We start from the raw sequence: 20,446 nt of genomic DNA, 5'->3' as shown, positions 1-20,446 counted from the left end.
CACGGGTGTGCGCCCGATCGTCACCCCGTGCCGCCGTCACCGGAATAGGGGCCGTGTACGAATGGTTCTAGACTGACAGGGCCCGCGGGCAGCACCCGCCGAAGGCCCCGACCCCCACCCGGTTCCACCGAAAGAGGCGCAGCAGTGAGCCAGCAGTCCGGCCAGAACGAGACCCACGACCCCTTCGGATTCATCGGCCTGACGTACGACGACGTCCTCCTGCTCCCCGGCCACACCGACGTGATCCCCTCCGAGGCCGACACGTCGTCACGCATCTCCAAGCGGATCACCGTGAGGACGCCGCTGCTCTCCTCGGCCATGGACACCGTGACCGAGGCCCGCATGGCCGTGGCGATGGCCCGCCAGGGCGGCCTCGGGGTCATCCACCGCAACCTGTCCATCTCCGACCAGGCAGACCAGGTCGACCGCGTGAAGCGCAGCGAGTCCGGGATGATCACCAACCCGCTGACCATCGGCCCCGACGCCACGCTGCAGGAACTCGACGAGCTCTGCGGCCACTACCGCGTCTCCGGCCTGCCCGTCGTGGACGGGACCGGGCACCTCCTGGGCATCGTCACCAACCGCGACACGCGCTTCGTGCTCGAGCGCGATTTCCCCCGCACGCTGGTCCGCGACGTCATGACGAAGATGCCGCTCGTCACCGGGCACGTGGGCATCAGCGGCGACGACGCCATCAACCTCCTCGCGACGAACAAGATCGAGAAGCTGCCGCTCGTCGACGACGACGACGTCCTCCGCGGCCTCATCACCGTCAAGGACTTCACCAAGGCCGAGCAGTACCCGCTCTCCACCAAGGACGACGACGGCCGCCTGCGGGTGGGCGCGGCCATCGGCTTCTTCGGCGACGGCTGGGAGCGCGCCATGACCCTGGTCGAGGCCGGCGTCGATGCCCTCTTCGTGGACACCGCCAACGGCCACAGTGCCGGCGTGCTCGAGATGATCGCACGCCTGAAGGCCGAGAAGTCCGCGGCGCACGTCGACATCATCGGCGGTCAGGCGGCCACCCGCGAAGGCGCGCAGGCCCTGATCGACGCCGGCGCGGACGGCATCAAGGTGGGAGTGGGACCCGGCTCCATCTGCACCACGCGCGTCGTCGCGGGCGTCGGTGTCCCGCAGGTCACCGCGATCTACGAGTCCGCGAAGGCGGCGATCCCCGCCGGTGTCCCCGTCATCGCCGACGGCGGCCTGCAGTACTCCGGCGACATCGGCAAGGCCCTCGTGGCCGGTGCCGATACCGTGATGCTCGGCTCGCTCCTCGCCGGATCCGCCGAGGCGCCGGGCGAGCTGATCTTCGTCAACGGCAAGCAGTTCAAGACCTACCGGGGCATGGGGTCGCTCGGCGCCATGCAGACGCGCGGCAAGAACACCTCCTACTCGAAGGACCGCTACTTCCAGGCGGACGTCTCGGGTGACGACAAGCTGATCCCCGAGGGCATCGAGGGGCGCGTCGCCTACCGCGGCCCGCTGGCGTCCGTGGCGTACCAGCTCGTCGGCGGCCTGCGGCAGACCATGTTCTACACGGGCGCGCGCACCATCCCCGAGCTCAAGGCCAAGGGCAAGTTCGTCCGCATCACCGCGGCCGGCCTGAAGGAATCCCACCCGCACGACATCCAGATGACGGTCGAGGCACCCAACTACGGCTCCAAATAGCACCAGCGCGTCGCATCGGCCCCCGCCCCGGACTCCGTGGACGGGGGCTGATGCCGTATGAGCGGACTCCCGCAGCCCGAGGTCGCCGCGCGCCGCAAGCTCCGCCTCGGCCCGTACGCCCGCGCCGTCGGGCAGGTACTGGTGGTCAGCGCGAAGGCGTCGCCGGGCGCCGTCGTCATGAAGGTGGCGGGCTCGCTGATCTCCGCGACCCTGCCGCTGGTCACCACGTACTTCGCGTCCCTGACGACGACGGCGCTGGCCGCCGCCTACGCGGGTGACCCGGACGCCGGGCGGTCGGCGATCGTCTACGTGATCGTGACGGCCGTCCTCGGCCTGCTGTGGGGCGCCTTCACCAGCGTGGACCGCTACATCCAGCAAGTCCTGAGCTTCCGGGTCGGGGCGATCGTGGGGGACCGCATGTACGAGCGGTTCCTGGCCCTGGAGTTCTGGCGGTACGACGACAAGGAGACCGTGGACCTGTACGACCGGGCCCGCCGCTTCTCCGACTCCTACGCGAGGGTCCTCGACCGCATCGCCGCGATCTTCACGCAACTGGTCTCCGTGGTCCTCGCGATCGGCGCGCTGCTGCTGGTCAGCTGGTGGATCGCGCTGATCGTCCTCGTCGCCATCATCCCCAGCGTGTACCTGCAGTTCCGGCTCTCCCGCGAGCAGATGGCGCACTGGAACACCCAGGTGGACTCGCGGCGGCAGCGGCGCATGATCGAGGCCAACCTGATGAAACCGCAGAACATCGCCGAGATGCGCCTCTACGGGATCGTCCGGTACCTCATGGACCTGCGCTCCACCCTGCGCGACGCCGACGAGAAGCGGCGCCTGGACTTCCAGCGGCGGTACATCCCCAAGCAGCTCCTCGCGGACGCCCTGCAGTACGGCGCCGAACTGCTGTCGCTGGTGTGGATCGTGGGGCAGATCATCGCCCGCGCCCAGCCCGTGGGCCAGTTCCTCTACGTGCAGCAGATCGTCAGCCGGGCGCTCAGCACCGCCAACAACCTCGTCTCCTCGCTGAGCTCCATCGACGAGGACCTCGCGAACCTCAAGGACTACGAGCAGTTCATGGAGTTCCCGCTGTCCACCGGTGCCCCCGGGCGCCTGGCGGAGGCACCCGCCGACGTCGAGCTCCGCGACATCCACTTCACGTACGCCGGTGGGGAGGCCGAGGTCCTCAAGGGCATCTCGATGTCCTTCCAGCGCGGCACGCACGTGGCCGTCGTGGGCGAGAACGGTGCCGGGAAGTCGACGCTGGTGCGGGTCCTCGCGGGTCTGTACCAGCCGAGCCGGGGAGCGGTGCTGCTCGACGGACGCGACCTGCGGGAGATCGGGATCGACGACTGGCACCAGCACCTCGCCGTCATGTCCCAGGACTTTCTGCGCTACGAGTTCGCCACGGCCGCCAACAACATCTACTTCGGCGACGTCCACCGCCCGCGCGACGACGAGCGGGTGCGGCGGGCGGCGGCGGACGCCGATGCTGCGGAGTTCATCGGGAAGATGCCCAACGGCTACGACAACTATGTGAGCAACTGGATGGAGGACCCGCGCGGACGCAAGGGCAGCGGCCTGTCCGGCGGGCAGTGGCAGCGGCTCGCGATGGCCCGCAACTTCTACCGCGATGCGCCCTTCATCGTGATGGACGAGCCGACGTCGGCCATCGACGCGCTCGCCGAGCACCGCATCTTCTCCCGGCTCTTCGCCGACCGCTCCCGGACCATCATCGCGATCAGCCACCGGCTCGCCACGATCGAGAAGGCCGACATCGTGTACATGCTCGAGGACGGGCGCGTGGTCGAATCGGGCACGCACCGGGAGCTGGTGGCCCTCCGCGGCCGCTACTTCCGGATGTTCGAGAGCCAGCTGCCGGAAGCCTGACCCGGGGAGGGGAGTGGCCGCAGGTCAGGCGTCGCCGTCGTCCGCCGCGTCCGGCTCCTCCTCGTAGCCCACCGACTTCTCCTGCAGGAACTGGCACAGGGAGGCCGCGACCAGGAGTTCCGCGGCGAGGGCGTGCAGCTCCGCGGCGGTGAGTTCGAAGGCGTCGCTGCGGGCCCCGAACGAGATGGACCACCGTGCATCGCCGATGGAGACCGGTTGCATGAAGATCTCCGTGCTGCCGGTCCTGAGCGGCACGGTCACCAGGCCCGTGTCCGCTCCGTCCGTCCCGTCCTGCACGAGGACGGTGATGAGCGCACCGCCCTCGATGGTGGTCCGGAACTCGTCGATCCAGGCCTCCAGCGTCTTCTTGCTACGGAACGGCATGCCGTCGTCCTTTCCCGAGGTCCTTCTCCGCAGGGCGTTTCCGGTGCTGTCCGGAGTGCCCCGGGATTCAGAATAAGGTGCCCGGCCGCCTCCTCCCGACCGCGCAGGGCGAGCTCCAGGAGGGAGTCGTCCGTACGGCGTCGACCGGAGGGGCGGGACCCGGCCCCGAGCTGCTTTGCGGAAAGGCATGCCTTCCTGCGAGGATGGCCCCGCACGAGGAATCAAGGATCAGGGACGGATGAGCATGCTGCGGACCTTCACGGCCCGGACTGCCACGGAATGCGGGGTGGCCGCTGTGGCCTGCTGTGCGCCCGCGCCCTCACCGGCCTCCCGGACCGCAGGCAGTTCTCCCGCCTGACGCACCGCCGCACCCCGTTCGACGCGCACTCACCTGCGCCCGTGCGGCGCGCCGCGGTTTCCTGGCCTGGGCCGGCAGAGCTCGATCACCCTCGACCCTCCAGCTGCTAAGGCACCCTCCCATGCATCCCCTTTCCATCAAGGACATCCGCTCCTCCTTCATCAACGCCACCCGGTCCGAGACCGCGAAGCTCACCCCGCCGAAGAACCTCGAGACCGTGGACTGGCAGAACCTCGACTTCCTCGGCTGGCGGGACGAGAAGATGCCGCTCCGCGGCTACCTCGTGGTCCCCGGCTCCCAGGGTCCGACCGGCATCCTCCTCCGCGCCCCCGAGGGGGGAGCCCGCAGGGGCCGCTCGGTGCTGTGCGAACTCTGCCGGGACGTGTATTCCAAGGAGGACGTCCTCCTGTGGGTCGCCCGCCGCTCCGGACAGTCCGGGCGCGACGGCAACACCGTCGGGACGCTGATCTGCGCAGACTTCATCTGCTCCGCGAACGTGCGCAGGGAACCGCCCGCCAGCGAGATCCACCCGGATCCCGCCGTCGTCGTGCAGCGCCAGGCAGGTGAGCTGCGCGACCGCACGGAGAAGTTCCTCGGCCGCGTGCTCCAGCGGTAGCCCCCGGGCGGGCCCGGACCCGGGGCGAGCTCCCACCGGGTCCGGGCCGGAGCCCCCGGACTCGCCCACCCGGCGGCCGCCGCGGCTCCCGCCGGGCCGAGGGCGGTGCTGGGCTAACCTAGAGCAGTGACTTACGAGATCGAGATCGGCCGGGCCAAGCGCGGACGCAGGGCATATTCGCTGGACGACGTGGCGGTGGTGCCCTCCCGGCGCACCCGGGACCCGCTCGACGTCTCCGTGAACTGGCAGATCGACGCCTACCAGTTCGAGATGCCCGTCGTCGCCGCCCCGATGGACTCGGCCATGTCGCCGGCCACCGCCATCGCGATGGGCCGCCTCGGCGGACTCGGCGTCCTCAACCTCGAGGGGCTGTGGACCCGTTACGAGGACCCGCAGGCCGTCCTCGACGAGATCGCCGGTCTCAGCACCGAGAACTTCAGCCCGGCGGCCACGCGCCGCCTGCAGGAGCTGTACAGTGCGCCGATCCGCGCCGAGCTGATCACGAGCCGCCTGGCCGAGATCCGCGAGGCCGGCGTGACGGTCGCCGGGTCCCTCACCCCGCAGCGCACCCAGCAGTTCTACAAGACCGTCCTCGCGGCCGGCGTCGACATCTTCGTGATCCGCGGCACCACGGTCTCCGCCGAGCACGTGTCCAAGAACGAGCAGCCCCTGGACCTGAAGAAGTTCATCTACGAGCTCGACGTCCCCGTGATCGTGGGCGGCGCGGCCGGGTACACGCCCGCCCTCCACCTCATGCGCACCGGCGCGGCCGGTGTGCTGGTCGGGTTCGGCGGCGGCGCGACGACGACGACCCGCCGGGCCCTCGGCATCCACTCGCCGCTCGCCTCGGCCATCGCCGACGTGGCCGGTGCCCGCCGTGACTACATGGACGAGTCGGGGGGACGCTACGTCCACGTCATCGCCGACGGCGGCATGGGCGCCAGCGGTGACATCGTCAAGGCCATCGCCATGGGCGCCGACGCCGTCATGCTCGGTTCCGCGCTCGCCCGCGCCGAGGAGGCCCCGGGCAAGGGCTGGCACTGGGGCCAGGAGGCACACCACCACGAACTCCCGCGCGGTGACAGGGTCAACATCGGCACCGTCGGTCCCCTGCAGGAAGTGCTCTGGGGTCCCTCCCACCACACCGACGGCAGCTCCAACTTGATCGGCGCCCTGCGGCGGGCGATGGCCACCACCGGCTACTCGGACCTCAAGGAGTTCCAGCGCGTGGAAGTCGTCCTCTCGCCCTACATCTCCACCGACTGACGGCGCGGGAAGGCCGGCGCGCGGGACGGCCCCGCTAAACTGGAAAGCCATGGCCGGCGGTAACTCCGAAAGGCACACTGTGAGCGACTTGTCCCTCGAGCTGCACGACGCCGAACTCACCACCCCCGACCTCGTGATCCTCGAGATGGAGGCGGCCTCGAAGGAGGACGCGGCGGCCCAGCTGGCCGGGCGCCTGCACGCCGCGGGCCGGATCTCGGACCTGCAGGCGTTCCTCGACCAGGTCAACTCGCGCGAACACCAGATGGCCACCGGCCTGCCCGGCGGCGTCGGCCTGCCGCACGCCCGCAGCGAGTACGTGAACCAGACCTCGATCGCCGTCGGCGTCACACGCTTCGGTCACAGCCTCGACTTCGGCGCGGTGGACGGCCCGGCCACCCTCGTCCTCCTCATGGCCACCCCGGCGCAGTCCTTCTCGGAGCACCTCGAGGTCCTCGCCACGATCGCCCGCAGCCTGTTCAAGGAGAACTTCCGCGAGTCGCTGCGCCGGGCGCACGACGCCGAGGTGATCGCCGAGCTGATCAATTCCTCGCTGGTGTTCTTCGACCACTGACGCCCCGGCGGACCGCCGGGGTCCGTGGCGCTACTCGCTCCGCCAGGAATGCCACAGCGACGCGTACGCGCCGTCCAGTGCCAGCAGTTCCTCGTGCGAGCCCAGCTCGGCGATCCGTCCCTCCTCCACCACGGCCACGCGGTCGGCGTCGTGCGCGGTGTGGAGCCGGTGTGCGATCGCGATGACGGTGCGCCCCTCGAGGACGGCGTTCAGCGACCGTTCGAGATCGCGTGCCGCCTGCGGGTCGATCAGTGACGTCGCCTCGTCCAGCACGAGGGTGTGCGGGTCGGCGAGGATCAGCCGCGCCAGCGCCAGCTCCTGCGCCTGGGCAGGGGTGAGCTCGTGCGCCCCCGATCCCACCTCGGTGTCCGTGCCCTCGGGCAGTTGCTTCACCCAGTCGAGGGCGCCGACGCTGCGCAGCGCGTCCTCGATCTCGCCGTCGCCGGCGTCCGCGCGCCCGAGCCGCACGTTGTCCGAGACCGACCCCACGAAGACGTGGTGCTCCTGCGTGACCAGGGCCACCTCGCGGCGCAGGTCGTCGAGCGGCCGGTCGACGAGGGGCACGCCGCCCACCGTGACGGTTCCCGAGGTTGGCGGGTGGATGCCGGCGATCAGCCGGCCCAGGGTGGACTTGCCGGCGCCGGAGGGGCCGACGACGGCGAGGCGTTCGCCGCGCACGAGCGTCAGGTCGACGCCGTGCAGCACGTTGTGGCCGGGGCGGTAGGCGTAGGTCGCGGCGGACACCACGATGTCCTCGTTGGCCGGTTCCGCCGTCGTCGCCTCGCGGTCCGGCTCGACGTCCTTGATGCCGATGATGCGGGCCAGCGAGGCGGCACCGACCTGGATCTCGTCGGTCCACATGATGAGCAGGTCCACCGGATCGATGAGCCGGACGGCGAACAGGGCCACCGCGGCCACGGCGCCCGGGGTGACAGCGCCCTGCCCGGCGAGCCAGCCGCCCCACAGCAGCACCGCGGCGGCGGGCAGCCAGAAGGCGATGTCCGCGGCCGGGAAGAGGACGGAGCGCAGCCACAGCGTGTACCTCTCCGCCTGGTAGCTCCTGCCGAGGGCGGCATCAAGGTCCTGGCGGCGCAGGCCGCCGAGGCCGAGGGCGTCGACGGTGCGGGCACCCTCGATGGTCTCGGTGATCGTCCCGTTCACCACGGCGTAGGTCTCGCGCTCGCGCATGTAGCCGGCCGCGCTGCGCCGCAGGTACCAGCGCGTCACGGGCCACAGCAGCGGCAGGCCCACGAGGAGGGCGAGGGACAGCACGGGCGAGGTGACGACGGCGGCCCCCAGCGTCAGCAGGATGGTCACCGCGGAGACGACGACCTGCGGCACGCCGAAGCGGACCGTGTGGGACACCGCGTCGATGTCGTTCGTCGTCCTGGCGACGAGGTCGCCCGTGCCCGCCTTCTCCACGGTGGACAGCGGGAGCGCCGTGACGTCCTCCATGAAGTCCTCGCGCAGCTCCGCGAACACCCGCTCGCCGAAGACCATGCCCGAGCGCACGGCGTAGCGGCGCAGCACGGACTGCACCGCGAGGAAGCCGAGCATCCCGAGGGAGACCGCGGCCACGAAGGACGGCGTCGTGCCGGCGGACACGGCGTCGATCAGCACGCCGAGCAGGAAGGGTCCGGCGAGGCCCGCGACGGCGGACCCGACGTACAGGATGATCACCGTGCCGAGGCTCCGCCGGTGGTGGCGGATCAGGCGTGAGGCCTCGTCGCGGACGGACCCCGGTCCGGCGACGGGGAGCTTGGTCGTGCTACTCACTGCGGATCACCACGTTCCTGTAGGTGCTGCTGCTGGTCATGAGGTCCTTGTGGCTGCCCTGCGCGCTGACCCGGCCGTCCTCGAGGAAGACGACGCGGTCGACGACCCGCAGCAGCAGCGGGCTCGCGGTGACGACGACGGTGGTCCGCCCGTCCCGGCGTCGGGCCTCGCCGAGCCGGGCCGCGATGCGCTGCTCGGTGTGCGCGTCGACGGCGCTCGTCGGTTCCACGAGGACGAGGTTCTCCGCGTCGGTGAGGTAGGCGCGCGCCAGGACCAGGCGCTGGCGCTGCCCGCCGGAGAAGCCCCTGCCGCGCTCGGTGACCTCGTGGTCGAGGCCACCTTCGAGCCCGTCGAGGATGTCCAGTGCGCTCGCGGCCTCGAGCGCCGCGAGGACGGCGTCGTCGTCGTGCCGGCCGTGGGGGTCCAGCTGGTCGCGCAGGGCGCCGCTGAACAGCTGGGGGGCGGCCTCGCTGACCACGATCCGCGCGCGGATGTCCGCCAGCGGGACGTGCCGGAGGTCGGCGGCGCCCCACCGCACCGTCGCCTCGGCGAGCACGGCGTCCTCGAACCGGCCGAGGCGCGTCACGGCGTCCGTCGACTCCGCGGGCTCCCGCGAGACCACGGCCGTGATCAGCCCGGGCTCGACCACCACACCGGACCGCTCGTCGACCAGGACCCCGCCCGGCGGCGGGGCGGGCACCGGCGTCGGACTCTCGGCGACGTTCGCGTCCACCGACAGCACGGCGATGATCTTCCGCGCACCGACATGGGCACGGATGAAGCGGGCCACCGAGTCCGCGGCCGCCCGGATGGGGGTCATGAGGAAGATGGAGAACCCGTAGAGGGCCACGAGCTCCCCGGGCGTGATGTCCCCGGCCAGCACCAGCGAGGCGCCCACCCAGGTGAAGACCACGCTGAAGGTCCCGGCGATGAACACCTGGGAGGCCTCGAGGTCCGCGAGGGAGCGCGCCACCCGGATGCCCGAGTCACGCGTCACGGTGGACTTGTCCCGGTAGCGGCCCACGAAGATGTGCTCGCCGCCGATACCGCGTAGCACGCGCAGTCCGGCCACGGTGTCCGCGCCCACCGCTGTCATCCTGCCGGACGCCTCGCGCTGCTCGCGCTGCCGCGCCTGCATGGGCCGCACCACGAAGAGGAGCAGGCCGCAGCACACCGGGACGCCGACGAGCACGACGACGCCGAGCACGGGGGAGGTCTGCCAGATGAGGACCGTGACCACGAGCCAGGCCGCCGCTGCTCCGGCGAGGCGCGTGAGCACCTCGTACACCTCGCCGAGCCGGAAGGCGTCGGAGGCGGCGGTGGACACGACCTCGCCCGTGGACAGTGCGGTGGGCAGGGCATCGCCGGTGCGGCTGATCTTGTCCCCCACGAGCCGGACGGAGCTGAACGCGGCCTGCATCCAGTTGCTGACGCCGGCGCGATGCGTCGCGGTGTCGGAGACGGCCTGGACCACCATGAGTCCGAGCAGTACGCCCGCCCAGCCGAACAGCGCGCGCCCGTCACCGCCGATGATGCCCTCGTCGAGGGCCCTGCCGAGGACGAAGGGCATGACGGCCTGCGACGCCATCCACACGGTTCCGAGGAGGATCCCGGCCGCGAGGGTGGCCTTCTGCTGCCCGCCGAGCCACAGGAGGTAGCGCGCGGGGGAGCGCAGGTCCGGCGAGCCGGTCAGGGGGTAGGGAAAGGAGCGCACGAGGATTCATCCTAGACCGCATCGGGGCTCAGTGATAGGGATTTGCCAATCACTCTTGCGGGCCGCGGTGCTGCCCGGTGGGGCCGGGCGGTATTCGTTGTTCTACAGGGGTACGAAGTACCGTTAAGGGGTGTTGAAGACCGCGCTCAAGCCTCGATGGATCCTCACGCTGATCCTTGCGATGGCGGCTGCCGCGATCTTCGTCCTCCTCAGCCAGTGGCAGTTCAACTCCTCGCGGGAGGTGCCGCCGCCCGCGCCCAGTACCACCGAGAACGTCCGCCCGCTCACCGACGTGCTGACGCCGCTCACGCCGCTGTACGCGTCGGGGGCCGACCAGATGGTGTCGGTCGACGGCGCGTTCCTGCCCGGGACCCGGATGCTGGTGGGGAACCGCCTCCGCGACGGCGAGGAGGGCCTGTGGGTCGTCCAGGCGTTCGCGGTCGATCCGGCCCCGGACGCTGCGCCCGGCGAGGGGGCCGTGATCCCCGTCGTGCTCGGCTGGGTGGCCGCGGCGGAGGACGCGGCGTCCGTGCCGCAGCAGCAGGGTGCCGCCGCCGTCGTCGGGCGGCTCCTGCCGCCCGAGGCGCCCGTGGCGCAGCGGAACGCCGACGGGCAGGTGCCGTCGCTCTCCACGGCCGAACTGTCCAACGTGTGGGACGCCACCGCCTACGCCGCCTTCATCGTCGCCACCGACGTGACGGTGGACGGTGCCGCCGTCCCGTTCGCCGACGGCATGGAGCCGGTGGTCGTCGGCCCGCAGCCGCAGGACACTCCGATCAACTGGCTCAACATCTTCTACGCCGTCGAATGGGTCGTCTTCGCCGGCTTCGCGTTCTTCCTGTGGTGGCGCCTCGTCGCCGACGACCACCGCCGCACCCTCGAGGACGCGGCCGACGCCGAGCAGGCGCTGCGGGACGCCGCCGGCCCACCCCTCGAGCAGCCTGTCGACCCGCCCGTCGACGAGCCCGTCGACGCGCCGCTCGTCGCCCCCTCGTCCCGACTCGCAGCCGATCCCACCCGCACGACATCCCCCAAGGAAAGCGGAGCCCACCGTGACTGAGCCAGCACTCGACCCCACCGCCGGAACGGCCCGCCCGCAGGGCGGGAAGCAGAAGCGGCGGTTCGGCGGCACCCATGCGCAGATCCGTTCCGCGCTCGCGTTCTACAAGGTGCTCGCCTACGCGACCGGCGTCATGCTGCTGCTCGTCGTCGTGGAGATGGTGGCGAAGTACGGATTCGACTCCGAGATCGTCGCCGGAGGCGGGGCGTTCCTCCAGTTCCTGCCCGAGGTCGTCGCCGAGACCGCCGGCGGGGTGAACCTCTCGACGGCGGTGCTGATCGTCCACGGCTGGCTCTACGTCGTCTACCTGATCGCCGACTTCCGGCTGTGGCAGCTCATGCGCTGGCCCTTCGGCCGCTTCGTCCTGATCGCGCTCGGCGGCGTCGTGCCGCTGCTGTCCTTCTTCGTGGAGAAGCGGATCCACCGTCAGGCCGAGGAGGACCTCGCAGCGCACCCCGAGGCTGCGCCGCGGTACTGAAGCCCCGCGTCCGCCATCGCGTCACAGCCCGCCCGCGGATGTGCGGCGCCGGGTGCACGCGGACTATTGTTGGTGGGTGACTACCCCCGAGAACGGCTCCGAACACCGTCCTGTCCTCGTCGTGGACTACGGCGCGCAGTACGCACAGTTGATCGCGCGCCGCGTCCGTGAGGCGGACGTGTACTCCGAGATCGTCCCGCACACGCTCAGCACGCAGGAGATCCTCGCGAAGAACCCCTCGGCGATCATCCTCTCCGGCGGGCCGTCCAGCGTCTACGCGGAGGGCGCCCCCCGCATCGAGCGGGACCTGTTCGACGCCGGCGTGCCCGTGCTCGGCATCTGCTACGGCTTCCAGGCCATGGCCGACGCGCTCGGCGGCACGGTCGCGAAGACGGGCCTGCGGGAGTACGGCTCGACGGACGTCCGCTCCGACGGCGCCTCGCGCTCCATCCTCACGGGGACCCCGGAGCAGCAGAACGCCTGGATGAGCCACGGCGACAGCGTGCAGGCCGCCCCCGACGGCTTCGACGTGCTCGCGAGCACGGCCGGCGCGCCGGTCGCCGCCTTCGCGAACGAGGAGAAGGGCCTCTACGGCGTGCAGTGGCACCCCGAGGTCAAGCACTCCCAGCACGGCCAGGCCGTCATCGAGAACTTCCTCTTCCGGGGCGCGCGCCTCGACCCGAACTGGACCACCCGCAACATCCTCGAGGAGCAGGTGGAGCGCATCCGCGAGCAGATCGGCGATGCGCGCGTCATCTGCGGGCTCTCCGGCGGCGTCGACTCCGCCGTCGCGGCAGCACTCGTGCAGCGCGCCGTCGGTGACCAGCTCACGTGCGTGTTCGTGGACCACGGACTGCTGCGCGAGGGCGAGGCCGAGCAGGTGGAGCGCGACTTCGTCGCCGCGACCGGCGTGAAGCTGTATGTCGCCAACGAGCAGGAGCGCTTCCTCGACGCCCTCGCGGGCGTCTCCGACCCGGAGACCAAGCGCAAGATCATCGGCCGCGAGTTCATCCGTGCCTTCGAGGAGGCCGAGCGCGCCATCATGCGCGAGGCGGCGGCCGAGGGCGAGCCCATCCGGTTCCTCGTGCAGGGCACCCTCTACCCCGACGTCGTGGAATCGGGCGGGGGAGAGGGCGCCGCGAACATCAAGAGCCACCACAACGTGGGCGGCCTGCCCGAGGACCTGCAGTTCGAGCTCGTCGAACCGCTCCGCACCCTCTTCAAGGACGAGGTGCGCGCCGTCGGCGCCCAGCTCGGACTGCCCGCGGAGATCGTGGGACGACAGCCGTTCCCCGGCCCCGGCCTCGGCATCCGCATCGTCGGCGACGTCACCGAGGAACGCCTCGCCCTGCTCCGCAAGGCCGACGCGATCGCCCGCGCGGAGCTGACGGCGGCCGGACTCGACAACGAGGTCTGGCAGATGCCCGTGGTGCTGCTCGCCGACGTCCGCAGCGTGGGCGTCCAGGGGGACGGGCGGACCTACGGACACCCGATCGTGCTGCGCCCGGTCTCGAGCGAGGACGCCATGACCGCCGACTGGTCACGCCTGCCGTACGACCTCCTGGCCCGCATCTCCAACCGCATCACCAACGAGGTGGACGGCGTCAACCGCGTGGTGCTCGACGTGACGAGCAAGCCGCCGGGAACCATCGAATGGGAATAGGCGGATCCGGACAGGGGATCGAACCCCTGTCCGACCGCCCGGGCCGCGTTGCTATCCGCGGGGTCCGATCGCTTTTCGGATAGCTTGGAAGACATGCCAATCTGGTCGAGATCAGCACGTGACAATGCAGGGAAGAAGGCGGCCGTGCCGGAGCAGGACCAGCGGGATACGGCGGGTTCCCCCGCGAATCAGCCGCAGGGGAACCAGCAGCGCACGGAGGCGGGCCGGCAGCGCCCCGACCCCTCCGGTGACGCAGCCTCCGCCCAGGAGTTCCTCGTGCCCTGGCTCGAGGGCCTCGGACCCCAGGCCAGCGGCGATACGCTCCTGCACTTCCGGCCCTCAGCGGGCACGAGCATCGACCTGACGCACGCCCACCCCTCGGGACTCGCGCAGCTCCTGGCCGGCAGGCGCACGCGCCTGTCCACCCTCCTGCGCGACCCCGTCCAGTACAGTGCCGCCAAGGCCGCGGCGCGCGCCCTCCGCGCGAAGATCTTCGAGCTCGGCACCGAGCGGGGCATCGACGTCGGCTTCCTCGCCGCCGGGACGGCGTCGTGGCGGTCGGTGGACGACTCCGGACGCTCCGAGACGCTGAACGCCCCCGTCCTGCTCACCGCGATCTCGCTGACGGTGCACGCCTCACAGGACGACTACGAGCTGCAGATCACCGAGCAGGCCCGCATGAACCCGGCACTCGTCCGGCACCTGCGGAACCAGCAGGGCCTGCGCGTGGACCCCACCGGCATCGCCCGCCTCGCCTACGGCACCGCGCGCCTCGATCCGCATCCCGTCCTCGAACGCATGCGCGTGCTGAGCGAGGGGGTGCGCGGCATGTCCGTGGAACACCGGATCCTGGTCTCCACCTTCGCCGACCTCGCCGGGGTCAAGGGCGATCCGGCCCTCCGCCCCGACCATCCGGTGCTCGCCGCGCTGCTGGGTGCGGCCCGTGGGGACACGGACGACGCATCGGCCCTCGCGGGTGCGGCGGACGGACTCCGGTTCCCGCCCGCCGACGAGCGGGACCCGGCCGAGGAGATCCTGGTCCTCGACGCCGACAAGGCCCAGCAGGAGGTCCTCGACCTCGCGTCCGCGGGCATCAGCCTCGTCGTGGCCACCCCTCCCGGGACGGGCCAGACCCAGACCGCCCTGAACGTCGCCGCCCGCGCCGCCGCCGACGGCAAGCGCGTCGTCGTCGCCGCGGAGCGCCGCGGCACCCTCAACGAGTTCGTGCAGGACCTCGACGGGCTCAACCTGGGCTCGCTCGTGCTCCAGGTCGGCAGCCAGACCGGGCCGGCCCAGCTGCGCGAGGCCGTCATCCGCGCCCTCGTCCGCAACGAGAAGTCCGTCCAGCCGCAGCTCGAGACGCTCCACGCCACGCTCACCGGGCACCGCCACCAGCTCATGGAGCATGTGCGGAGCCTCCACAACATCCGCAGCCGCTGGGGGTGCTCGCCCTACCAGGCCATGCAGTCCCTCGCCGGCCTCACCGCGCTCGATCCGGCACCGTCCACCACGGTGCGCCTCAAGCGCAGCGTCCTGGACTCCATCGCCGACCGCAAGGAACTCACCGAGCGGCTCCAGCGTGCCGCGGAACTGGGCAGCTTCAGCAAGGCGTCCACGGAGAGCCCGTGGTACGGCGCCCAGCTGCTCAACCGCAAGGAGACCGAGCACGCGCACGGCCTCGCCGAGCAGCTCGCCACCGAGATCCCCGAACTCCGCGACGAGGTGCAGCGGGTCGCCGAGCACTCCCACATCACGCTCGGCGGGACCTTCCAGGAGTGGGGCGAGCAGCTCGAACTCCTCGTCGCGGTCCGCGAGAGCCTGGACAAGTTCACGCCCGACATCTTCGACCGGCCCGTCACCGACCTCATCTCCGCCACCGCGCCGTCCTCCTGGCGCAAGGAACGCGACATCGAGATGAGCTCCATGACCCGGTCCCGGCTGCGGCGCGTGGCCAAGGAGTACATCCGGCCGGGCGTGCACATCTCCGACCTCCACACCTCCCTGCGCGAGGTCCAGCAGCAGCGCACGCTGTGGACGCGCTACGCCCTGACCGAACGACACCCCTCCGTCCCCACGGGCCTGGCGGAGATCCATGCGTCCTACCGCGCCGTGGAAGCCCGGCTCGCGGAACTGACGACGATCCTCCGTCCGACCTCCGGGCACCCCGACCTCGCGGCGCTGGACCTCGACGCCCTGGAGACCCTCCTCCGCGACCTCGCGGTGGACAAGGACACCCTCGCCACCCTGCCCGAGCGCACGCTGCTGCTCGACGAGATGCGCGAGCAGGGCCTGGGAGAGCTGCTCACCGACCTCGCCGCCCGGGAGGTGCCCGCCGACCGCGTGGGGCACGAGCTCGAACTCGCCTGGTGGCAGTCCGCCCTCGAGGCGATGATCAGCGGGGACGACTACCTCGCCATGTCCGACGGTGACAGCCTGCGCAAGCTCGAGGCGGAATACCGCCTGGCGGACAACGCGCACATCGCCTCAGGTCCGGCCCGCATCCGCTGGACGCTGGGCGAGCGCTGGCGCGCCGCGGTGGAGAACCACCCCGAGGACGCCGCCCGGCTCCGGCAGGAGCTGAAGGACGGGACGCTGACCCTCGAGGTCTTCGCGGGCCTCGCGCCGGAGCTCGTCGCCGCGCTCGTGCCGATCTGGGCCGTGAGCCCGCTGACCATCCGGGGTGCGGTCCCCGAGGGCTGCACCTTCGACACCGCGGTGATCCTCGACGGCGAGTCGATGTCGCTGCAGAGCGCCGTGCCCTGCATCGCGCGCGCCTCACAGGTCACCGTCTTCGGCGACGATCGCCTGGCGGGGCCGACCCGCTTCAGCATCGAGGTGCAGTCCGCGGATCGCGCCTCCACCCTCGAGCCCCTGCCGAGCGCCTACGACGCGCTCCGCGAGGTCCTGCCCATCCGGGGCCTGACACAGGTCTACCGCGGCGTGGACCGGGGCCTCGACACCTACCTGAGCGAATCCTTCTACGACGGGAAGCTCTCCCGGCTGCCGCAGGCCTCCGAGGTCACGGGCAGCGGCCGAGGGCTCGTGGTCGAGTACCTGCCGAACGGCACCGGCATGCCGAGCTCCGAGCACGACGGCGTCGAGAGTGTCGCCGTCGAGGTGAACCGCGTGGTCGAGCTGGTGTTCGAGCACATCCGCCGCCGTCCCCACCTCTCGCTGGCCGTCGTCACCGCCAGCGCCCGGCACGCCGCCCGGGTGGGCGAGGCGATCCGCCTGCAGATGACCGAGTTCCCGTGGGCGGCCGATTTCTTCACACCCGGTCGGGAGGCGTTCCGCGTCGTGCCCGTCGAGCGGGCAGGAGGACTGGTCCGCGACGACATCATCTTCTCGCTCGGCTACGGCCGCACGCCCCACGGGCGGGCGCTGCACTCCTTCGGTCCGCTGTCCGGTCCGAACGGTCGCCGCAACTTCGTCATGGCGATGACGCGCGCGCGGCGGCTCCAGCACGTGCTGACCTGCTTCGAACCGTCCGACCTCGATCCCGACCGGCTCACCACGGGAGCGCTGGACTTCTTCGAGCTGCTCCAGCGCGAGCTCGGCGGACCGGCCGGGCAGCCCGGGCCGGTGTCGGGCAGCAACGAGGATCCCCTGGTCGCCGACCTCGTGGACCGTCTGCGCCACCGCGGCGCCGAGGTGTGGGACCACTACGCGGGCGTCCTCGACATCGTCGCGGTGCGGCCGGCGGACCTGCGAGCGGACGGCACGGCCGCCGCGGTGCAGGACGAGCGGCCCGCTCCACTGGCGATCGAGTCCGACGGGACCACCCGGTACGGCTCGATGTCGGTGCGCGAACGCAGCCGGCTCCGGCCCCAGGTGCTCGAACGCATGGGCTGGCGCTACCTGCCGCTGTGGACCATCGAGGTCTTCACGGACCCCGACGGCTGCGCGGAACGGGCATCGGCCGTCCTCGGGCTGCCGCCACGGGACGCTCCGGAGGAGCCACGGACATGGAAGGACAGCGCGACCATGAGCAAGGACGGGCAGCACCCCGGACCCGGGAGCGAGGCGGCCCGTGAGCCGGCCGACGCGGCCCCGTCCCTGCCGACGACCGCCGGCGAGGACGACCCCCGATCCTGGGGAGACACCGAGGGCGACCACGACGAGTGGCTCCAGGAGCAGCGGCCCCCGCACTGGGGCTGACCGCCCTGCCCGGGTAGCGGGGGACGACGGGTCCGTCGCGACGCGGGCGTGTCAGCGTCCGGCCGTCAGCACCAGGTGGACGTCCCCCGAGCTGGAGGATCCGGCGAGGGCGGCGGCCTCGGCGGCGCGCGCCGCCACGACGACGAGCCCGCCGTCGCCGTCCGCTCCCGGCCAGGTACCCGTGCCACCCGCATCGGTCCACAGGACGGCGACCGCTCGGGCGAGGACCGTGGACTGTGCGGGGGACTCGAAGCCGTTGCCGGTGCTCAGGACGACGTCCACGAGCTGGCCGGGGGCGAGGAGCTGGACGATACCCGGATCCGCCGGTCGGAGCGGCACTGCGACGGTGCCGGGAGCGGCGCCCGTCAGCAGTCCGTCACCCACCAGTGCCGTGCTCGCGATCGGTGACCCGCGGAGCAGGGGAGTGGCCAGCTGCTGGCCCACGAGGCGGTCCGTCTGCCCGAACGGACGATGACCCACCGCCGCCACGGGCAGCCGGGTGAGGGCGACGTCGGCCTCCGTCAGCACCGTCCCTGCCGCGAGATCGCGGGCAGCGGTGGCGACCGTCGTCGTCGCGTAGTCGTCTCCCACCAGCGCTTCGACCGCGACGCCCGCAGCGAGGCTGAACAGCAGGCACGCGAGGAGCCGTCTGCGGCGATACACGAGCCGGCGGAGCCGGTAGCGGAAGGGCCGCTCGCGGAGCAGGGTGGTCGGGTCCATCTACCGACCCTAGGCCGGGCACGCCGAGGCGCGACGTGCGGGCGGAGCCATGTGGATATCGGTCCGGTGGGTCACCCGCCGGCGCCGGACGGGCCGGCAGCCGTCAGGACGCTGCGGCGTTCCCCGTCGAGGAGGAGGAGGACGACGACGCCGTCGACGCGGCTGCCGATCCGGTCGAGGAGCCGGAGGAGCCCGGGGCCGCCGTGACCGTGGACGAGGAGGACGGCGAACCCGCGTCCGTGCTCGTCGTCGTGGACCGGGAGTCGTTGCGGTAGAAACCGGAGCCCTTGAACACCACGCCCACGCTGTTGAACTTCTTGCGCAGGGCTCCGCCGCAGGCGGGGCAGACGGTCAGGGAGTCCTCCGAGAACGACTGCTGGATGTCGAAGGCGTGGCCGCAGTCCTTGCAGGCATAGGCGTACATGGGCATGGAAATCCTCCTGGACGGGCGTCGTGGCCCCCGGGGCGGCTCTTCCGGCCGCTGCTTTTGGCACTCTCCGGGGTCGAGTGCCAGTCTACACCGGCCCAGCGACAGCTTCGAAGCGCTGCAGTCCGTCCGCCGTGAACACCCCGCCCAACCGCTGGTCGAAGGGTTCGGCCGGGATGGCGCCGGCGGGCAGCAGCTCGGACCGGTACACCACACCCAGGCGGGGCGGGGCGCCGGGGGAGTCCGTCGGATGCTGCGCGAGGAACCGGTCGTAGTATCCGCCTCCCTGGCCCAGGCGCTGGCCCGACCGGTCGACGGCGAGGGCAGGCACGAGGATGAGGCAGACCGCGGGCACCTCCTCGAAGGGGCGGCGCGGGCCGACCGGCTCGTCCACGGGCGCGCGCACCGACCGCTGGAGGGCGGTACCCGGCACCCACCCGACCCACGAGAGCCGGTACGCCGGCTCGCAGACCGGGAGGACGACGTCGAACCCGCGTGCGTGCAGGTCCTGCAACAGCCCCGCGGTCGCCGGTTCCGGGTCACGCCCCAGATAGGCGGCGATCGTCCGGCGCTCCCCGGGAGCCGCGGCGATACCGCCGGCGTGGTCCACGACGGCGCGGGCGATCGCCTGCGCCTGCTCCTGCCGATCGGCCGGATCCGACGCGGAGCGTGCAGCGCGCAGCGAGGCCCGCAGGCGGAGTTTTCCCTTATCACGTGCGGGGAGGGTCATTTCACCATTGTGCAGGGCGCCCGGGGGATCGGGCACCCGTTATGTAGTGTGGTGCCCATGACTTTGCGATCACGTGTGACGAAGGCCGTTATCCCCGCGGCCGGCCTGGGGACCCGCTTCCTCCCCGCCACCAAGGCGATGCCCAAGGAGATGCTGCCCGTCGTGGACAAGCCCGCGATCCAGTACGTCGTGCAGGAAGCTGTGGACGCGGGCCTGTCCGATGTCCTGATGATCACCGGCCGCAACAAGCGGGCCCTGGAGGACCACTTCGACCGCGTCCCCTTCATCGAGCAGACGCTCGAGGCTAAGGGTGACCACGACAAGCTGGCCGCCGTCCGCCGGCCCTCCGAGCTCGGCGACATCCACTACCTCCGCCAGGGCGACCCCAAGGGCCTCGGCCACGCCGTGCTCCGCGCGAAGCTGCACGTCAACAACGAGCCGTTCGCCGTCCTCCTGGGTGACGACCTCATCGACGACCGCGACCCCCTGCTCGAGACGATGATCGCGGTCCAGGCCACGACGGGCGGCTCGGTGATCGCCCTCATCGAGGTCGACCCCCAGCAGATCAGTGCCTACGGTTGTGCCGACATCACCGAGATCGACGGCGAGGACCACGTCCGCGTCAACCAGCTCGTCGAGAAGCCCGCCATCGATGAGGCTCCCTCGAACCTCGCGGTGATCGGCCGCTACGTGCTGCACCCCCGCGTGTTCGACGTCCTCGAGACCACCGAGCCCGGCCGCGGCGGGGAGATCCAGCTGACGGACGCCCTGCAGACCCTCGCCGCCGCCGAGGGCGAGGGCTCCGGCGTGTACGGGGTGGTCTTCCGTGGCCGCCGCTACGACACGGGCGACAAGCTGAGCTACCTGAAGGCCGTGGTGACACTCGCGTCGGAGCGGGAGGACCTCGGCCCCGACCTGCGCACCTGGATCAAGGACTTCAGCAAGAACCTCGCGGACTAGCACGGGG

Annotated in this window: 16 protein-coding genes; 10 read left to right on the top strand and 6 right to left on the bottom strand. The window is 71.5% G+C overall.

The genetic code is table 11. The features are described 5' to 3' along the window. The first annotated feature begins 144 nt into the window (after positions 1–144). Together guaB and QFZ50_RS10780 are read left to right on the top strand one after the other, a co-directional pair. On the top strand, positions 145–1,671 hold the full coding sequence (gene guaB, locus QFZ50_RS10785) for an IMP dehydrogenase (RefSeq protein ID WP_307084067.1): 1,527 nt from the start codon (positions 145–147) through the stop codon (positions 1,669–1,671). Positions 1,672–1,728: 57 nt separating this feature from the next. Beyond that, entirely contained in the window at positions 1,729–3,558 is a 1,830-nt protein-coding gene (locus QFZ50_RS10780) for an ABC transporter ATP-binding protein (RefSeq protein WP_307084065.1), read from the top strand. 24 nt (positions 3,559–3,582) lie between these two features. On the opposite strand, the gene QFZ50_RS10775 is transcribed toward QFZ50_RS10780, so the two are convergent. Then, positions 3,583–3,942 carry a hypothetical protein gene (locus QFZ50_RS10775; RefSeq protein WP_307084064.1) on the bottom strand — a complete coding sequence of 120 codons (360 nt, stop codon included), beginning with the start codon at positions 3,940–3,942 and terminating at the stop codon, positions 3,583–3,585. A gap of 479 nt (positions 3,943–4,421) precedes the next feature. Here QFZ50_RS10775 and QFZ50_RS10770 point away from each other — a divergent pair, with 479 nt between their 5' ends. The 3 genes from QFZ50_RS10770 (at position 4,422) to QFZ50_RS10760 (ending at position 6,753) form a co-directional block, all read left to right on the top strand. Next, positions 4,422–4,916 (top strand): FBP domain-containing protein, encoded by a 495-nt coding sequence (locus QFZ50_RS10770; RefSeq protein ID WP_307084063.1) that lies wholly within the window; start codon positions 4,422–4,424, stop codon positions 4,914–4,916. A gap of 126 nt (positions 4,917–5,042) precedes the next feature. Further along, positions 5,043–6,182 (top strand): GuaB3 family IMP dehydrogenase-related protein, encoded by a 1,140-nt coding sequence (locus QFZ50_RS10765; protein WP_307084061.1) that lies wholly within the window; start codon positions 5,043–5,045, stop codon positions 6,180–6,182. A 49-nt stretch (positions 6,183–6,231) separates the two neighbouring features. After that, positions 6,232–6,753, top strand: coding sequence for a PTS sugar transporter subunit IIA (locus tag QFZ50_RS10760; RefSeq protein WP_373462266.1), 522 nt, complete (start codon positions 6,232–6,234; stop codon positions 6,751–6,753). A 30-nt stretch (positions 6,754–6,783) separates the two neighbouring features. On the opposite strand, the gene QFZ50_RS10755 is transcribed toward QFZ50_RS10760, so the two are convergent. Both QFZ50_RS10755 and QFZ50_RS10750 read right to left on the bottom strand, forming a co-directional pair. Beyond that, positions 6,784–8,529 carry an ABC transporter ATP-binding protein gene (locus tag QFZ50_RS10755; RefSeq protein WP_307084058.1) on the bottom strand — a complete coding sequence of 582 codons (1,746 nt, stop codon included), beginning with the start codon at positions 8,527–8,529 and terminating at the stop codon, positions 6,784–6,786. After that, on the bottom strand, positions 8,522–10,243 hold the full coding sequence (locus tag QFZ50_RS10750; RefSeq protein ID WP_307084057.1) for an ABC transporter transmembrane domain-containing protein: 1,722 nt from the start codon (positions 10,241–10,243) through the stop codon (positions 8,522–8,524). Before QFZ50_RS10750 ends, QFZ50_RS10755 begins: the two co-directional genes overlap by 8 nt. A gap of 130 nt (positions 10,244–10,373) precedes the next feature. Here QFZ50_RS10750 and QFZ50_RS10745 point away from each other — a divergent pair, with 130 nt between their 5' ends. From QFZ50_RS10745 to QFZ50_RS10730, 4 genes are all read left to right on the top strand, one after another. Then, entirely contained in the window at positions 10,374–11,303 is a 930-nt protein-coding gene (locus QFZ50_RS10745; protein WP_307084056.1) for an SURF1 family protein, read from the top strand. Then, on the top strand, positions 11,296–11,781 hold the full coding sequence (locus tag QFZ50_RS10740; protein ID WP_307084054.1) for a DUF3817 domain-containing protein: 486 nt from the start codon (positions 11,296–11,298) through the stop codon (positions 11,779–11,781). Before QFZ50_RS10745 ends, QFZ50_RS10740 begins: the two co-directional genes overlap by 8 nt. A gap of 76 nt (positions 11,782–11,857) precedes the next feature. Next, complete coding sequence (gene guaA, locus QFZ50_RS10735) at positions 11,858–13,444, top strand: glutamine-hydrolyzing GMP synthase (protein WP_307084053.1); 1,587 nt, start codon at positions 11,858–11,860, stop codon at positions 13,442–13,444. A gap of 93 nt (positions 13,445–13,537) precedes the next feature. Next, positions 13,538–17,602: a DUF4011 domain-containing protein gene (locus QFZ50_RS10730; RefSeq protein WP_373462265.1), complete on the top strand. Its 4,065-nt coding sequence runs from the start codon at positions 13,538–13,540 to the stop codon at positions 17,600–17,602. 51 nt (positions 17,603–17,653) lie between these two features. On the opposite strand, the gene QFZ50_RS10725 is transcribed toward QFZ50_RS10730, so the two are convergent. The 3 genes from QFZ50_RS10725 to QFZ50_RS10715 all read right to left on the bottom strand — a co-directional run bounded on the left by QFZ50_RS10725 (position 17,654) and on the right by QFZ50_RS10715 (position 19,479). Further along, positions 17,654–18,322, bottom strand: coding sequence for an RcpC/CpaB family pilus assembly protein (locus tag QFZ50_RS10725; protein WP_307084049.1), 669 nt, complete (start codon positions 18,320–18,322; stop codon positions 17,654–17,656). Between the two features lie 103 nt (positions 18,323–18,425). After that, entirely contained in the window at positions 18,426–18,752 is a 327-nt protein-coding gene (locus QFZ50_RS10720; protein ID WP_307084047.1) for an FmdB family zinc ribbon protein, read from the bottom strand. An 85-nt stretch (positions 18,753–18,837) separates the two neighbouring features. Next, on the bottom strand, positions 18,838–19,479 hold the full coding sequence (locus QFZ50_RS10715) for a 5-formyltetrahydrofolate cyclo-ligase (RefSeq protein ID WP_307084045.1): 642 nt from the start codon (positions 19,477–19,479) through the stop codon (positions 18,838–18,840). A 57-nt stretch (positions 19,480–19,536) separates the two neighbouring features. Here QFZ50_RS10715 and galU point away from each other — a divergent pair, with 57 nt between their 5' ends. Further along, a complete protein-coding gene (galU, locus tag QFZ50_RS10710; RefSeq protein ID WP_307084043.1) occupies positions 19,537–20,439 on the top strand; it encodes a UTP--glucose-1-phosphate uridylyltransferase GalU in 903 nt (300 codons plus the stop codon). Positions 20,440–20,446: the final 7 nt, after the last annotated feature.

Origin of the sequence: Arthrobacter agilis, from assembly GCF_030816075.1 — a bacterium.
In the GTDB taxonomy this organism is placed as follows: Bacteria; Actinomycetota; Actinomycetes; order Actinomycetales; family Micrococcaceae; genus Arthrobacter_D; species Arthrobacter_D agilis_E.
This window is presented reverse-complemented; position numbering and strand designations above follow the sequence as displayed.

What these genes read in the sequence shown, in the direction of transcription:
- QFZ50_RS10780 (WP_307084065.1), top strand. Translation starts at nt 1,729, where the DNA reads ATGAGCGGACTCCCGCAGCCCGAGGTCGCCGCGCGCCGCAAGCTCCGC.
- QFZ50_RS10730 (WP_373462265.1), top strand. Translation starts at nt 13,538, where the DNA reads ATGCCAATCTGGTCGAGATCAGCACGTGACAATGCAGGGAAGAAGGCG.
- QFZ50_RS10775 (WP_307084064.1), bottom strand. Translation starts at nt 3,942, where the DNA reads ATGCCGTTCCGTAGCAAGAAGACGCTGGAGGCCTGGATCGACGAGTTC.
- QFZ50_RS10725 (WP_307084049.1), bottom strand. Translation starts at nt 18,322, where the DNA reads ATGGACCCGACCACCCTGCTCCGCGAGCGGCCCTTCCGCTACCGGCTC.
- QFZ50_RS10770 (WP_307084063.1), top strand. Translation starts at nt 4,422, where the DNA reads ATGCATCCCCTTTCCATCAAGGACATCCGCTCCTCCTTCATCAACGCC.
- QFZ50_RS10720 (WP_307084047.1), bottom strand. Translation starts at nt 18,752, where the DNA reads ATGCCCATGTACGCCTATGCCTGCAAGGACTGCGGCCACGCCTTCGAC.
- QFZ50_RS10715 (WP_307084045.1), bottom strand. Translation starts at nt 19,479, where the DNA reads ATGACCCTCCCCGCACGTGATAAGGGAAAACTCCGCCTGCGGGCCTCG.
- galU (WP_307084043.1), top strand. Translation starts at nt 19,537, where the DNA reads ATGACTTTGCGATCACGTGTGACGAAGGCCGTTATCCCCGCGGCCGGC.
- QFZ50_RS10760 (WP_373462266.1), top strand. Translation starts at nt 6,232, where the DNA reads ATGGCCGGCGGTAACTCCGAAAGGCACACTGTGAGCGACTTGTCCCTC.